General features: G+C 56.4%; 12 protein-coding genes. 9 read left to right on the forward strand and 3 right to left on the reverse strand.

Features of this window, described 5'->3' with window-relative positions; genetic code table 11:
* Positions 1–46: 46 nt before the first annotated feature.
* Positions 47–2,227: a PQQ-dependent dehydrogenase, methanol/ethanol family gene (locus tag TK06_RS08780; RefSeq protein ID WP_063321757.1), complete on the reverse strand. Its 2,181-nt coding sequence runs from the start codon at positions 2,225–2,227 to the stop codon at positions 47–49.
* 283 nt (positions 2,228–2,510) lie between these two features.
* Between TK06_RS08780 and TK06_RS08785 the strand changes: the two genes are divergently transcribed.
* The 6 genes from TK06_RS08785 to TK06_RS08810 all read left to right on the forward strand — a co-directional run bounded on the left by TK06_RS08785 (position 2,511) and on the right by TK06_RS08810 (position 9,726).
* Entirely contained in the window at positions 2,511–3,980 is a 1,470-nt protein-coding gene (locus TK06_RS08785; RefSeq protein WP_063321758.1) for an AAA family ATPase, read from the forward strand.
* A complete protein-coding gene (locus tag TK06_RS08790) occupies positions 3,980–4,957 on the forward strand; it encodes a hypothetical protein (RefSeq protein WP_063321759.1) in 978 nt (325 codons plus the stop codon). The genes TK06_RS08785 and TK06_RS08790 overlap by 1 nt, the downstream gene beginning before the upstream one ends.
* A gap of 356 nt (positions 4,958–5,313) precedes the next feature.
* The gene (locus TK06_RS08795; RefSeq protein WP_063321760.1) at positions 5,314–6,165 is read left to right on the forward strand and encodes a sugar phosphate isomerase/epimerase family protein; all 852 of its coding nucleotides are present in this window, start codon (positions 5,314–5,316) and stop codon (positions 6,163–6,165) included.
* A 13-nt stretch (positions 6,166–6,178) separates the two neighbouring features.
* Positions 6,179–7,231 carry an isopenicillin N synthase family dioxygenase gene (locus TK06_RS08800; RefSeq protein WP_063321761.1) on the forward strand — a complete coding sequence of 351 codons (1,053 nt, stop codon included), beginning with the start codon at positions 6,179–6,181 and terminating at the stop codon, positions 7,229–7,231.
* 76 nt (positions 7,232–7,307) lie between these two features.
* On the forward strand, positions 7,308–8,111 hold the full coding sequence (locus TK06_RS08805; protein ID WP_063325109.1) for an ABC transporter substrate-binding protein: 804 nt from the start codon (positions 7,308–7,310) through the stop codon (positions 8,109–8,111).
* Between the two features lie 106 nt (positions 8,112–8,217).
* On the forward strand, positions 8,218–9,726 hold the full coding sequence (locus TK06_RS08810) for an amino acid ABC transporter permease/ATP-binding protein (protein ID WP_063321762.1): 1,509 nt from the start codon (positions 8,218–8,220) through the stop codon (positions 9,724–9,726).
* An 83-nt stretch (positions 9,727–9,809) separates the two neighbouring features.
* Here TK06_RS08810 and TK06_RS08815 read toward each other — a convergent pair whose 3' ends face one another.
* Complete coding sequence (locus tag TK06_RS08815; protein WP_060742910.1) at positions 9,810–10,265, reverse strand: MarR family winged helix-turn-helix transcriptional regulator; 456 nt, start codon at positions 10,263–10,265, stop codon at positions 9,810–9,812.
* Positions 10,266–10,324: 59 nt separating this feature from the next.
* On the opposite strand from TK06_RS08815, the gene TK06_RS08820 reads away from it, so the two are divergent.
* Positions 10,325–10,885 carry a PaaI family thioesterase gene (locus TK06_RS08820; RefSeq protein ID WP_063325110.1) on the forward strand — a complete coding sequence of 187 codons (561 nt, stop codon included), beginning with the start codon at positions 10,325–10,327 and terminating at the stop codon, positions 10,883–10,885.
* Positions 10,886–10,988: 103 nt separating this feature from the next.
* Positions 10,989–11,993, forward strand: coding sequence for an aldo/keto reductase (locus TK06_RS08825; protein ID WP_063321763.1), 1,005 nt, complete (start codon positions 10,989–10,991; stop codon positions 11,991–11,993).
* 421 nt (positions 11,994–12,414) lie between these two features.
* On the opposite strand, the gene TK06_RS08830 is transcribed toward TK06_RS08825, so the two are convergent.
* Entirely contained in the window at positions 12,415–13,344 is a 930-nt protein-coding gene (locus TK06_RS08830) for a LysR family transcriptional regulator (RefSeq protein ID WP_063321764.1), read from the reverse strand.
* A gap of 616 nt (positions 13,345–13,960) precedes the next feature.
* Here TK06_RS08830 and TK06_RS08835 point away from each other — a divergent pair.
* Entirely contained in the window at positions 13,961–14,878 is a 918-nt protein-coding gene (locus TK06_RS08835) for an alpha/beta hydrolase (protein WP_063321765.1), read from the forward strand.
* The last annotated feature ends 14 nt before the right edge of the window (positions 14,879–14,892 follow it).

Raw genomic sequence — 14,892 nt, forward strand, 5'->3', positions numbered from 1 at the left:
TCGAGGATGTGCGACCGACCGGCAAGGCTACCGGCCGGCCGGAGGCTTATTGCTTGGCGCTGAATTTTTTCCAGGCCAGTCCTTCGTCCTGAAGGTCGTGGGCCCGCTTGATCAGGTACTGATGGATCTGGTCGACCTGCTCGGGGGTAAAAGCATCGGCAAAGGACGGCATGCCATCGGGCACACGCCCACCGAACAGGATGCCGAGGAACATCTGGTGTTTCTCCGGCGTCAGCTTGCGAAGATCCGGCAACACGCCGCCGCTGACCGCGTGGATGCCATGGCACTGCGAGCAATATCCGTCATAGAGCTTGCCGCCGGCCTCGATGGCCGCGGTGTCGGTGCTCAGCGCGGGTGGTTTCGGGGTGTCGGGACGCGGCGCCGGTTCCTGCAACTTGGCGGTGCCGCCAATCTTGTAGGTCAGCACCTGGGAAAAGGGCTGCACCCCGGCACGCAGCGACAGGGCGCCGGCAAAGGTGGAAAATGCCCCGCCCCAACCGGCCATGAACGTCACGTACTGCTCGCCATCGACGCTGTAGGTGATCGGTGCTGCCATCACCCCACTGGCCGCAGGTTGCTCCCAGAGTTTCTTGCCGGTGTCGGCCGCGTAGGCGATCACCCGGCCATCGGCGCTGCCTTCGAATACCAGGTTACCGGCGGTACTCAAGGTGCCGCCATTGAAGATGGTTACGTAGGGCACTTCCCAGGCCGGCTGCTGCTTGACCGGGTCCCAGGCGATCAGCTTGCCCGACCAGCCCTTGGCCATTTCCAGCAGGCCGTCGACATTCTCCGGCATCATCCCGGTCCGCAGGCCCAACTGGTACATGCTCTTGAAAGGGTTGCGCTTGGGCGCCTCGGGAATGTGCTCGTAGTAGGCGGACATGATGTGGGCCGGGATATACACCAGCCCGGTGTTCGGGTTGTAGGACATTGGCTGCCAGTCATGCGCTCCCCAGAAGGCCGGCGTCACCAGCTTGCGCTTGCCGTCCTTCCAATACGCAGCGTTCTCGTCATCGACGATTGGCCGACCGGTCTTCATGTCCATGCCCTTGGTCCAGCTTTGCGGCACGATGCCCTTGGCCGACAGCAACTGGCCGGTGGCGCGGTCGATCACATAGAAGAAACCGTTCTTGGGCGCCTGCATCAGCACCTTGCGCGGTTTCCCGTCGATGGGCAGTTCAGCGAGGATCATATGCTGGGTCGCGGTGTAGTCCCATGCGTCACCCGGGGTGGTCTGGTAGTGCCAGACGTACTCACCGGTATCGGCGTTGACCGCGACAATCGACGACAGGAACAGATTGTCGCCCTTGGCCTGGCTGCGCCATTTCGGGTCCCACAGCGAACCGTTGCCGACACCGATGTACAGCAGGTTCAAATCCGGGTCGAAGGCAAACGAATCCCAGGCCGTCCCGCCACCGCCCTGCTCGACAAACGCGTCGCCATGCCAGGTCTTGGCGGCAATGGCCATGCCCTTGTCTTCCGGTGGTAGCTTGGGGTCGCCGGGCACGGTATAGAACCGCCAGGCCTGCTTGCCAGTCTCGGCATCATAGGCGGTGACATAACCGCGCACGCCAAACTCCGCGCCGCCGTTGCCGATCACCACCTTGCCGTTGACCACCCTGGGCGCGCCAGTGATGGTGTAGCTGCGCTTGTGATCGGCCCGGGTATCGACCGACCAGGCGCGTTGACCGGTCTTGGCATCAATGGCCTCCAGGCGCCCGTCAAGCACGCCCACGTAGACCTTGCCCTTCCACACGGCCACGCCACGGTTGACCGCGTCGCAGCAGGCTTCGCCCGCGCGGTTACGGTCCGATTGCGGGTCGTACTTCCAGATCAATTTACCGTTACGGGCATCCAGCGCGTACACCACCGAAAACGGCCCAGTGGTGTACATCACGCCATCGACCACGATCGGCGTGGCCTCGACACCGCGATCCAGATCGAGCTTGTAGCTCCAGGCCAGCCCAAGCTGACCGACGTTCTGATCGCTGATCCGCTTGAGCGGACTGTAGCGCTGCTCATCATAGGTCCGTCCGGTGCTCATCCAGTTACCGGGTTCTTTATCGGCCGCAATCAGTCGCTGACTGTCGACATTGGCTGGCGTCTCAGAAGCCAAGGCGGACGCAGTGGCCAGGCTCAACAGCAAAGCGCCGGCCAGGGATTTCAGAGGGATACCGGCGACGGTAGATCGAACACCGGAAAACGAGGCATGGCCAATCTGTCTCATGGGCGTAGTCCTTTTCTTATTAGTGGCGCGGTCATATCGATGCGCACCCGTGAAGGAGCAATGACCATGCCACTGACTTGAAATAGGGCCGACAGCTTGATTTGATGGGATTCAGGGATGGGGCGAAGCGCTATTCATCCATGAAAGACGCTACAGATGTAGCGAGTAGCGCTACAGTGGCGGCACAGGTGTAGCGCGTAGGCGCTATTCACGAATTGGCAATAGCCGATTCTGCCAGTTTGAGCGGCTTCTAATCGACGGCATTCACAATGGACTCCAGCACATGATCAGGACAATATTGACCGGGCGAAAAACCCTTAACCTAAGAAGCAGCGCTCTCAACCTGTTTGACATCGATTCGATCTCTCTGCTCATTGGCAAGAATGGATCCGGCAAGACTCGAACCTTGCAAGAAATCGCTGAAGCTTTCGGCACAAGACGCAATCAATCACTGGACGAACCCTGTAAGATTATCCTCAGCACCGAACGCCTGGCCACACCGGAGCAGCTAAACGATTGGGGAATCCTGTACTACACGCCCGCACAAAACAGGCCAAGCATTCGCAGTACCAAAAACTTCATCAACGCCTCAAAGCGTCCAGTGGAAAATCTCAATAATCTAGACCGCTACTCTAACATTCTGGCTGCCTTCGGCCTCGACGTAGAGTTGACCGCTACATTGCGAGCGGAATACCGCAAAATTGCTCGACTGTTAGCTGAAGCATTGTTGAAAAACCGGCAGTTTCGTACCGCTGCCATTCTCGATGCTTTTAATTTCGCCGAACTCGAAGAGCGCAAACGAATATTTGATAATGTCTCGGAGTTTGAAGCCAGCCAGTCGGAATACAACCTTGCAGACTCCCGCTATACCGAACAATTTCAGACCCTCGTTGAATTACTGCTACGCAAGTTACACCAAAGCGCCACGGCACATCAGGTTTTTGCTTGCCTTGCTGTAGTCACCCAACTACTGGAGAAGCGCCAAGCCAGTATCGTTTTGGTCATCAGCTTTCTCAAAACATATCTGGACTTTGAGTTCTTACCTTCGCTGCAAGATGATCCACGTCTGCCTGAACTGCGCCAACTTGCCAAAATGACCGAATACCTGCTTAGGCATGAGCACTTCGAACCAGCACCAGGCAGTAGCAGCAATGTTCTAATCTACACTCGGCCCCTGATTACCCAAGAGCAACGTGTCAGACTCGAACGATTGGAAGCGTTCAAGCTTTGTCGACTTGGGTATCCTCATATCAGCTCAGGACAATGGGCGATCATGCAACAAATCATCGCTTTGTACGAATCATTGAAGGAATTGCGAACCCGTGGGTTCCGCAAGTTACTGGTAATGATCGATGAAGGCGACGCATTTTTACATTTGGAGTGGCAACGGCAATATATCTATCAAATCAACGACTTCTTGAGCCAATGCAAGGAGGAGCTCCAGATCGATTGCCTACAATTGATTCTGGCATCCCACTCCCCTCTACTGGCTACTGATGTGCCACGAGAGTTCGTTGCGACTTTTGACAGTGATGAACCGCAGCCATCCTTCGGCGCCCCCATGCAACTAGTATTAAACCGCTCGTTTGGTGCCCGTTCGATGGGCGCATTTGCCATCCGAGAAATTAATAAGACTCTGCACAATGCCGCCCAAGGCCTAATGACGGAGCGAGACAGGTATGTCCGGAGCATCGTCGAGGACCCTATCATCTCAAGGGAAATTGATTATCTGCTGAACAAGGAGCGGTCGTAATGCTGATCAATATATCGGACGTCTGGAAAACGGCATACGCTTCGCACAATCGCTATTTGGAAAAATGTATCAACGAAGGAATAAAGTCGCTCAAAAAAACATCTATCGAGAAACCCGCCACGCAATTTTTGAATTTCCTCAGAATCCAGTTGACCGCTAAGAGTCCGAGCGGACTGCAGTCCTCCATCCGTTATTATGAGAAACTGAAGCGAAAGATTTCTCGACACGAACGCTCCGTACTGGATTCCTTTCTAAGAAAGACATTCGATTACAAAAAATTCACTTCCAAGCGTGTACATTGCTGGTCAGCATACAAACTGTGCAAAAGCAGCACTTACAAAATATGCCCCTATTGTCATCACGCTTACATGCTCACCACAAAGGAAGCAGAGAAAGGCATCAGGCCAGACCTGGATCATTATTATCCTCAGCATCGCTACCCGTATCTTGCATTGGCTTTGCACAATCTCATTCCCAGCTGCTCGATCTGTAACTCTCGCCTGAAGGGCGCCGAGGATACAGGCGACCATTCCTATTTGCACCCTCTGTTCGACTCGGAATCCCTGCATTTTCGTTGCGAGAAGCCGGGTAGCACTATAGTCGACATTGTAAGCGACTTCGAAAACATCAAAGATCAGTTGAAAGTTCGGATCACCTATGACCCTACCTGCGCCAAGTCAGTCAATACCCTGCGAATGTTCCAGCTACATGAACGTTACGATCTGTTTTCCCAACAAGGTGCTGACTTCGTCGGTTCAAAAACCAGTATCGATGGGCTAGATGAATTGCTACAAGCCCACGCTATAGGTCCATTGCAAGAGGGTGCATTCCTGGCTCTTCCACCGAGTAAGGAAAAAGAAATGCGGCAACTTCGATTCGACCGAGAGCGATACAAACACTATTTGCACGGAAAAATGTTCGCTGATTTATATGATCAATTCGACCGGACCTCTTTACTCAGCAGACCTTATCCTTAGAGCAAAAGATTCTTCATCTTTGCAAGGGCGCATGCTATCGGTGATCCGGCGCCCCGCAGCTTAATGACACGCCTGTCGTGACACACAAAATGACCTCAATCGACATCATGGGCGTGAAGACGATCAGGGGCGCGGCCATTGACCAATAGTTTAGAAATCTCTGAACTATCTTTTTGCGCTTCCCTATTCTTTCCGCCAACCGCCCCTCCCTACTATTGCGGCAACAAAGGAGCCTTTCCATAGAGATGCGGCCCGAAGCTTGCCTTTTCTGATTGTCACTGCCGTTCGTTGTGCGTTTCGGTTAGCGCCGCAACGCCGCCGTGTCAATCATGCGAAGGAACCTTTGGAGTCGATCGATGAAGCTGGAAATATTCCGAACGTTGTGGGGCTACACCGCGAGCAAGGCACAAGCGCTCGATGAGTTGCTTGAAGCCGGGTTCGATGGCATGGAAGCCCGCCTGCCCATGACCGCCAGCGAACGCGCCGAGTTCGCAGCCTTTCTACGCATCAACAAAGTCAGCTATATCAGCACCGTCTTCAGCGCCTACGACGTTCTACCGGAACAGTCGGCAACCGTCGACGAACACCTTCTGGACCTCGATAAGAAACTCGGTTGGGCGGCTGAGTTGTCACCGCGCTTCGTCAATCTGCTGGCTGGCAACGACCGCTGGCCACTGGCACAGCAAGTCGACTTCTTTGGCCGCGCGATGGACGTCGCGCGCAAGCATGGCCTGGTGTGCACCTTCGAAACCCATCGCGCTCGCTCGTTATTCAACCCCTGGGTCACCCTCGAGCTGATTCGTCAACTGCCGGACCTGCGCTTCACCAGCGACATCAGTCATTGGGTCGTCACCTGCGAACGCCTGCTCAACGATCCGGAAGACGACCTCAGCGCCTTCGTCGAACGCGTTCACCATATCCAGGCCCGAGTCGGTTATGACCAGGGACCGCAAGTGCCTCACCCCGCCGCCCCCGAGTACAGCCAAGCGCTTGCCTTCCATCAGCAACATTGGGAGGCCATCTGGCGATCCCAGGAAAAACGCGGGTATCAGGTCAGCACGCTGACACCGGAGTTCGGCGCCGACGGCTATCTGCATCACCTGCCCTTCACCAACGTGCCGGTGGCCGATCTGTGGTCGCTGAACGTGTGGATGGCAAACACCGAGCGCGAGCATTTTCGGCGTTTCGCCTGCACCTCAACCCGATAAGGAGCGCTGCCTCATGCCTGACAAAACACCAACGACCGCCAACTTCAATCGCATTCCGGTGGTGGACATCGCCGGGCTGTACAGCGACGACATCACTCAGCGCCAGGCGGTGGCCGAAGCACTGGGTAAGGCCGCCCGCGCAGTCGGTTTCCTGTACATCAAGAACCACGGCATCGAGCCGTCACTGATCGACGGCTTGCATCAAGCGGCGAAGGACCTGTTTGCCCAATCGCTTGAGTACAAAATGCAGCATTACATCGGTACTTCACGCAGCCACAAGGGTTTTGTGCCTGAAGGTGAAGAGGTCTATGCCAAAGGCAAACCGGATCACAAGGAGGCTTTCGATATCGGTTTCGAAGTGAGCGAAGACGATCCGCTGGTCATTGCCGGCACGCCATTGATCGGGGCCAACGAATGGCCAGACTTGCCGGGCTTCCGTCCCGCCGTCGAAGCTTACTACGCCGCGGTGTTTGCATTAGGTCGTCGCTTGTTCAAGGGCTTCGCGCTTGCATTGGGCCTGGAGGAAGACTATTTCGAGGCCCTGGTGACTCGCCCACCGTCGAAGCTGCGCCTGATCCATTACCCATTTGATATGACTGCTCAAGACGCGCCCGGCATTGGTGCGCATACCGACTACGAGTGCTTCACCATCTTGCTTGCCGACAAGCCAGGCCTCGAGGTGATGAACGACCAGGGGCAATGGATTGATGCGCCGCCCATGGACGGTACTTTTGTGGTCAACATCGGCGACATGCTGGAGGTCATGACCGCAGGCACATTCGTCGCTACGGCTCACCGAGTGCGAAGCGTCAGCGAAGAGCGCTACTCGTTCCCACTCTTCTATGCGTGTGACTTCCACACGCAAATCAAGCCACTGCCGCAGTTTCTTGAAGGCGGTAAGGATTACGAGGAAATCACCATCGGTGAGCACATGTTTGGTCAAGCGTTGCAAACCTATCAATACCTGCGCCGCAAAGTCGAACGCGGCGAACTCAAGCTGTATGAGCGCGCACGCAAGCCATCGAGCTTCGGTCACTTGAAGAACCAGGCGCAGGAAGCGTCCTGATGCCCCCGACCCGTTCCATAACAGCCCTGTTTCAAAACCAGTCCAATCCTACTTTTTCGACGTGGAGTCACCGATGATGCGCAATCCAATGAATATCGCTGTCCGCTTGTCCCTGCTGGCCTTCGCGATCCTCGGTGCGGCAGGAGCCCACGCAGCGACGACGGTGACACCCGGCGTACTCAAGGTCGGCATGGAAATCACCTATCCGCCCTTCGAATCATACGACGAACAAAAAAATGTCGTCGGCTCCGACCCCGAACTGGCGCGGTTACTCGCCAAACATCTGGACCTCAAGGCCGACTTCGTTGACACCAAATTTTCCAACCTGCTGCTGAGCCTGAACGCCGGTCACTATGATGCGATCATCTCGGGCATGTACATCACGCCCCAACGGCAGACTCAAGCGCAAACCATCCCATACGCCAAGACCGGCGCAGCGATCATGGTGCTGAAGGACAGCCCGCTGAAACCGAAAGTACCGGAAGACCTCTGCGGCCTGAAGGTCGGCCTGGAAAAAGGCACCACTTGGGTGACGCAATTCAACAAACTCTCGACCGATTACTGCACCCCGAATAACAAGGGCGCGATCATGGTCAGCGAATTTCCGTCCGCCCCTGAAGTGACCCAAGCGCTGCTCTCCGGCAACGTGCAGGCTCAGGTGGAGATCGACGGCGCCGCCGGCATGATCGCGGAACGTACCAAAGGCCGGGTTGTGATCAGCACCGAGCACTCGATCTATCAACAGACACTGGGTATTTACGTCAAAAAAGACAACGACGCGCTCTATCAGGCGCTACTCAAGGCCTTTGACGCGACGAAAGCGTCAGGTGAATACGCCGCCCTGTTGAAGAAATACAACCTGGAAGAACCGACTAACTGACTCAGTGCAGCCCTGTGGGAGCGAGGCCGCTCCCACAGTCGGCGGCTTTCGCTTGACTGCCCGGCATAGGTGAAGCCTCCGTCGACGCCAGCAGTTGGAGGTACACATGCAATTTGAATGGCCCTACTTTTTTTCTCTGTTTTCGGTCTCGGACTTCTGGAAAGCCTGCATTACGGTGGTGGAACTCAGCACGCTGGCCTGGTTCATCGGCATGCTGCTGGGCTTCCTGCTGGCTTCGGCCAAGCTTTCGGCCACGCGTTGGATCAGCGTGCCGGCGTCGGTTTATATCTGGTTCTTTCGCAGCGTGCCGCTGCTGGTACTGGTGGTGTTCGTCTATAACTTGCCGCAGATGTTCCCGATCACCCGTGGCGTACTGTCCAACCCGTTCTATTCCGGCCTGTTCGCGCTGGTGGTGACCGAGGCGGCGTACATGGCGGAAATTCATCGTGGCGGCTTGATATCCGTTGCCAAAGGCCAGAAAGAAGCCGGCCGTGCACTGGGCATCGGCCTGATCGGCCTGCAGCGCCTGATCGTCATCCCACAGGCGTTCCGCATTTCCCTGCCGACACTGATCAACGAATACATCACCGTGGTGAAGCTGACCTCGCTGGTCTCGGTGATTTCCTTGACCGAACTGTTGACCGTGGGCCAGCGCCTTTACGCGCAAAACTTCCTGGTCATGGAAACCCTGTCGGCCGTGGCGGTGTATTACGTGCTGATCGTGACCGTGCTCGGCTGGCTGTTTCATTGGCTGGAGCAACACCTGGAGCTCAACAACCGCAAACCACAAACGCTGGATGACATCAGCCTGCGGCGTCTACGCGCGTCACAGGCAACGCCCTCTTCTGCAGACGCTCACACAGCGTCAGGGCCTGGCTCGGCACCCGCCCTGCAACTGGTCAACATTCACAAGCGCTACGGCCAGCACGCCGTGCTCAAGGGCATCAACCTTGACGTCAACGTAGGTCAGGTGATTTCCATTATCGGTCCGTCGGGATCGGGAAAAACCTCGTTGATTCGGACCGTCAACGCTTTGGAAAGCATCGACCAGGGCGAGATCATTCTGTTCGGCGAAAGCTATATCCACGCCGGTGACAACACCAACACGCAACAAGTCCGCCACGGGGTGCAGCGCATCGGCATGGTGTTTCAGAGCTTCAACCTGTTTCCCCACCGCACCATTCTCGACAACGTCACCCTCGCGCCGCGTTATCACGGCCGCGACAAGTCCATCAGCGAGCAGCGCGCCTACGCCCTGCTGGACAAGGTCGGACTGCTGGCTCACGCGCAAAAGTATCCGCATCAGTTGTCGGGCGGTCAGCAACAACGCGTGGCAATCGCCCGCGCATTGGCGATGGATCCCCACATCATGCTGTTCGATGAGCCTACTTCAGCCCTTGACCCGGAACTGGTCGGCGATGTGCTCAAGGTGATCAGCGACCTGGCAAAAGAAGGCATGACCATGTTGATCGTGACCCATGAAATGGACTTCGCCATGTCAATTTCCGACAGGGTGGTTTTCATGGAGGACGGCCTGGTCAAACTGGATGCGAAGCCTGGGATGATCCGAGCTGATCAGTGCGGCGAGAGAATCAGAAAATTCATGAGGGTTTGAACTCGCTCTAATTGGGTCCTGACACTCGAGATGGGATATCCGTCAAACACACTCACGTTATCCGTTGCGAAGCTGCTGGCGAGTCATTCTGATGGGGATTCATCAAGATCGTCGTCAAGGCTCGCAATGCATGCGTCGAGCAATTCGTGCAATACAGCCACGCGCTCCACGCCGAGTAGACCATTGAGCGCGCGCTGTGCCTCCTTCCAGGCCCGCTGGCCTTCGGCTTGCTTTACGCGTCCAGCCTCGGTCGCTTCGACAAGGCGACTGCGAGCATCGCCTCCTGCACCAATCTCCAGCCACCCCTGAGTGGTCAGGGACTGCATGTTTCGAGTCAAGGTCGAATTATCCATCTGCATTTGCCTGGCCAGGTCACTCGGGCGGATAGGCCCCAGCCTGACGACATGCGACAACAGTGCGTACTGCGTGTTCTTGAGGCCGGACTCGGCGACGTAGCGGTCGTAGTGACGCGTCACCATGCGATTGAGCTGGCGCAGCTTCAGATTGGTGCAGCCCTGTGGCTTGATAGTATTTTTCATGGGGTATATTGTACCTGCAATATTTGCATATGCAATTATCTAAAGAAAAGGAAATGCTGATGGAAGTCGATCAGGTCGTCGCTCACTGGGAGGCGGAGGAAAAATCGGTTCGTGCGCGCTTGCTGGTCGCCGATACCGCGCCGCAGGATCAGATCGCCAATCGAACAGGCATGGAAGTGTTCGAGGCAATCTTTGCTGGAGAACTGCCTCCCCCACCCATCGGCGACACGCTCGATTTCGTGCCGATTCACATGGAGCCCGGCATTGCCGTCTTTCAAGGTCGCCCACAGCGCAGGCACTACAACCCACTGGGCACCGTCCACGGTGGATGGTTCGCTACGCTGCTCGACTCGGCAGTAGGTTGCGCGGTGCACTCGACCTTGCCCGCAGGCAAGGGCTACACCACGCTGGAGCTGAAGGTCAACATGGTGCGCCCCTTGAACGACCAGGTCCCGTTGGTGCGTGCCGAGGGCAAGGTCATCCATGCGGGGCGTACTGTGGCGACGGCCGAGGGCCGGATCATTGGCCCCGACGGCAAACTGTACGCGCACGCGACGACCACCTGCCTGATCTTCGATCACCCCGCAGCCACGCAGGGGAACTTTCATGGCCAAGGCTGAGATCGATCCTGGCGCACCCGTTACCCGTGAAACACTGCGACGCCCAGGCCTTTGCGCCGACACTGTCTGACAATATCTTCCCGACTTGATCAATGGTGAAAACATGAAATATGCATCCTTCGGCAAAACAGGACTGAGTGTGTCCCAGGTCGCGCTCGGGACAGGCAACTTTGGCACAGGCTGGGGCTACGGCGCGGATCCCGATGTCAGCACGGCAATCTTTAATGCGTACGCGGAGGCCGGCGGCAACTTCATCGATGGGGCCGATATCTACCAGTTCGGACAATCCGAGGAGCTGCTCGGGCCCCTTCTGAAGGGCCGACGCGAGAATTTCGTCCTGGCGACCAAGTACACCAAAGGCGCGCAGCCAAATGCCGATCGCCTCGTCACGGGCAATAGTCGTAAAGCCATGGTGGCCTCGGTAGAGGCAAGCCTGAAGCGACTCGGAACCGATCGCATCGATCTCTACTGGGCGCATTGGCCGGATGATGTCACGCCCACCGAAGAAATCGTCCGTGGGTTCGAGGATCTCGCCCGCGCGGGTAAGATTCTTTATGCCGGCCTCTCCAACTTCCCTGCTTGGCGGCTATCGCGTACCGTCACCCTTGCCGAGCTCACCCACTCGGTGCCGATCGCTGCGGCGCAATTCGAGCATAGCCTGGTCCACCGCGAGCCCGAGGCTGATCTGTTCCCGGCTTCGCAGGCGTTGGGATTGGGTATCGTCACTTGGTCGCCACTCGGCGGAGGCATGCTGACCGGTAAGTACCGCAAGGGCGAGAAAGGACGCGCCGAGGGCCTCGGTGGCAAGGTGTTCCAGGCAGAGAATAGCGAGCAGCGTACACAGGTCCTCGACACGGTTATCGCCATCGCCAACGAACTGGGCGTCAGCCCCGGTCAGGTCGCCATCGCCTGGTCCGGCACGCACGGGTCGTTGCCCATCATCGGGCCACGCTCGGTCGAGCAGTTGGCCGACAACCTCGCTGCCCTGTCGGTTGAACTGTCAGCCGAGCAGATTCATCGGCTCGACACCGTTAGCAGCTTGTCTCCTTCGATGCCAGCAAGGACAGCGACCCCTTGGGCTTCCAGAGCAGCTCAAGTCGTGGCTTGACTGGAGTGGAGATTCGGGAAAATAAAGGAGTGTTTGTAGGGTCTTCAGAGTGCTGAGCACCTTTACAAACTGATTTACCCCTGACCGACCACTCACTGATCCTGCCAATCTACGCGACCACGCGTCGATAGCGTGCTACCAAGGGTTGGCAGACCCACCTTGATCGGAAGGTGCATATGGATCCCAAGGGGACCGGTGTCTTCGACGGTGCCGACCGGGACTTGCCAGGCAACCTTGCGAGTGTTCATGTCGATGGTGGTCAGGGTGCCGAATGTGCCGGCGTCAACAACCCTATCAAGAGCCGCTGCTGTACAGAGCCTACTGCCTACTCATCTGCCCGGGAACAAGCCAGATTGATCGAACGCAGCGCAGTATCTTTGATGCGCTATAAAGAAGAAGGATAGCGGAGGGCCCATTTTTCTTATCCAATCAATCCCCTTTCTATCAAAGGCTGATCCCAATCTGGCGAGGGGCCGATGTGTTCCGCCAAGAAATCAATCAACGTTCCAACTTTCAATGCTTGACGCTGTGCCTGAGGGTAAATGGCCACGAAGTCCAGCGTCGGCAATCGATACTGACTCAACACCGGAACCAGCCTGCCACTGATCACATCATCACTCACGATGAGTGTGGGCAGGCAAGTGATACCCGCCCCACTCCGTGCGTAGTCGCGTATCAGATGAAGCGACGATGAGCGCATCTGAGCATGCAAGGTAATGTCGAGAGAGTCGCGCCCTTGATTGAATTGCCAACGGTTTCGTGATGAATAGCCACCGTACAGGGCAATGCGGTGATCGTGCAATTGCAACGGATGCTCCGGAGCGCAGTGTTGCTCCAGGTATTCCGGCGCAGCGCAAAACAAGCGATGAACAGTAAACAGCTTTCGGACGACAACCCGCTCCGTGGTGGCCGGAAATAGTTGGAAGGCCACGTCAAAGCCTTCCTCAATGGGGCCGATGACACGGTCATTGACCACCACATCAAAATCGATATCCGGGTACTGCTTGGTGAACTTGGCCAATAGTGCGCCAAGATGGCCAATTGCAAATCCCTGCAATACCTGCACGCGCAACTGACCGGTGAGATTAGAGCGTTGATAACGCATCTTTTCAGTTAAACCGTGAAATGACGCGATGACGTCCGCACACTCCTGATAATACAACTCCCCCACATCGGACAACCTTACTTGTCGTGTACTTCGATGAAATAAGGGAGCATTAATGAACTTCTCCAGTTGTTGCACGCGGAGCGTGACAACCGAGCGGGTAACGCCGAGCTGTTCAGCGGCTTTAGTGAAACTACCGGTTCGAGCGACACGCACAAAAGCTTCAGTGCTAAGCAAACGATCCATTTTTATTCTCCTACGCCGATGTATATCGACCGGGCTCGGAAAAGGCTATCACAGCGAAATAACGCTGAACATGAATTGTTGATTTATTGCAGCAAGCATCGGGCTATCGCACCACCGGGGGGCGTCTCCAGTAGCCTGAATGCCTGCGTTACTAGCCGCTGACGCACGGTGCAAGCAGGACATTTCCTTGGAGCCGCCTGCAGAACTGTTCGTGATTCACGAACAGTAATTTCGCCAAGACAGGCCTTGTTGTGTTGCGCCGCCAATGACTAATGTAGGGCGTCCAAAAACAAAAAAAATGGCACATATTATGAAACTACAGTCCGTCTCCACTCCGATGCAGACTTCACTTCATGCTGCTGTAAATATTTACAACCATCAGCCTGCGTCGATCAAAACCGGCTACCGACGCTGCTCTGCACGTACGCAGTTGGCAGCAATTTACGCTGGCAACTCGCCTTCTTTCATTCACCAATTCACTTTTAACGAGAGCCTGGCAAAGCCATAGCACATCTGGCGCGTTGTCAATACTGGCTCGCTTTGAAGTTAATCCAAGCGATGAGCCGTGCAGTTACCGCAACCGTTTACGCGACCATCGATTTATGAGGTATTCACGATGCCACTGGATATTGAATCCGTTAAATTAATCAACACGCTGGTTGAACTTGGCTTGAAGCCGATTCATCAGATGACACCTGCCGAAGCACGTGGCGTTATGAAGTTTGGGCGCTCGGTCATGCAGGGCCCGACGATGCATCGCATCGAAGATGTTCAGTTGGCAACGGCGCGTTTGCGTGTTTACGTTCCCAGCGAGTCGACCTGCGGCGTGATGCTGTATCTGCATGGGGGCGGATGGGTATTAGGTGAGTTGGAGGACTTCGATCATTTTGCCCGCGTGCTGGCGCAGAAGTCCGCTTGTACCGTGGTACTGCTTGAGTACCGCCTGGCCCCCGAGTTCCCCTATCCAGCGGCCTTGTCGGACGTAGAGCTTGCTCACCAATGGATAAATGACCATCGCCATCGGTTGACCGGCTCAGACCTGGCTCCACTGATCATTGCCGGTGACAGCGCCGGCGGCAACCTGGCTGCTGCCTCTGCACAACGGGCAATGAATAGCGAGTTGGCCCGCTGGGACATCCAAGTTCTCATCTATCCCGTCACCCAATCGAACCTCAACTCGCCTGCCTATCAGGCCACGGACCGCCAACTGCTGCTCTCCCATGAGGACATGCGCTGGTTTTGGAACCATTACCTGAATGAGCCCAGTCAGCGCGCTCAACCCAACGCCTCCCCGCTTGCGGCTGACGATCTGAGTGGGCTGCCGCCGGCGATTGTGATCACGGCCGAACTCGATGTGTTGCGCGAAGAGGGCGAAGCGTACGTCGACCGCCTGCGCACGGCCGGTATCGAGGTCAGCCACCGACGTTTCGAGGGGCAGATGCATGGATTCATGACATTCATGACATTGCGCGCCAGTGACCAGGCCCTGGACTGGGTCGCCGATCAGATTGCCCAGCGATTAAGACTGCTTTGACGTACATCGCACTC

It is taken from the genome of Pseudomonas fluorescens (assembly GCF_001623525.1).
GTDB classification, from domain to species: Bacteria; Pseudomonadota; Gammaproteobacteria; order Pseudomonadales; family Pseudomonadaceae; genus Aquipseudomonas; species Aquipseudomonas fluorescens_Q.

What these genes read in the sequence shown, in the direction of transcription:
- TK06_RS08795 (WP_063321760.1), top strand. Translation starts at nt 5,314, where the DNA reads ATGAAGCTGGAAATATTCCGAACGTTGTGGGGCTACACCGCGAGCAAG.
- TK06_RS08830 (WP_063321764.1), bottom strand. Translation starts at nt 13,344, where the DNA reads ATGGATCGTTTGCTTAGCACTGAAGCTTTTGTGCGTGTCGCTCGAACC.
- TK06_RS08780 (WP_063321757.1), bottom strand. Translation starts at nt 2,227, where the DNA reads ATGAGACAGATTGGCCATGCCTCGTTTTCCGGTGTTCGATCTACCGTC.
- TK06_RS08820 (WP_063325110.1), top strand. Translation starts at nt 10,325, where the DNA reads ATGGAAGTCGATCAGGTCGTCGCTCACTGGGAGGCGGAGGAAAAATCG.
- TK06_RS08815 (WP_060742910.1), bottom strand. Translation starts at nt 10,265, where the DNA reads ATGAAAAATACTATCAAGCCACAGGGCTGCACCAATCTGAAGCTGCGC.
- TK06_RS08785 (WP_063321758.1), top strand. Translation starts at nt 2,511, where the DNA reads ATGATCAGGACAATATTGACCGGGCGAAAAACCCTTAACCTAAGAAGC.
- TK06_RS08810 (WP_063321762.1), top strand. Translation starts at nt 8,218, where the DNA reads ATGCAATTTGAATGGCCCTACTTTTTTTCTCTGTTTTCGGTCTCGGAC.
- TK06_RS08805 (WP_063325109.1), top strand. Translation starts at nt 7,308, where the DNA reads ATGCGCAATCCAATGAATATCGCTGTCCGCTTGTCCCTGCTGGCCTTC.
- TK06_RS08835 (WP_063321765.1), top strand. Translation starts at nt 13,961, where the DNA reads ATGCCACTGGATATTGAATCCGTTAAATTAATCAACACGCTGGTTGAA.
- TK06_RS08825 (WP_063321763.1), top strand. Translation starts at nt 10,989, where the DNA reads ATGAAATATGCATCCTTCGGCAAAACAGGACTGAGTGTGTCCCAGGTC.
- TK06_RS08790 (WP_063321759.1), top strand. Translation starts at nt 3,980, where the DNA reads ATGCTGATCAATATATCGGACGTCTGGAAAACGGCATACGCTTCGCAC.
- TK06_RS08800 (WP_063321761.1), top strand. Translation starts at nt 6,179, where the DNA reads ATGCCTGACAAAACACCAACGACCGCCAACTTCAATCGCATTCCGGTG.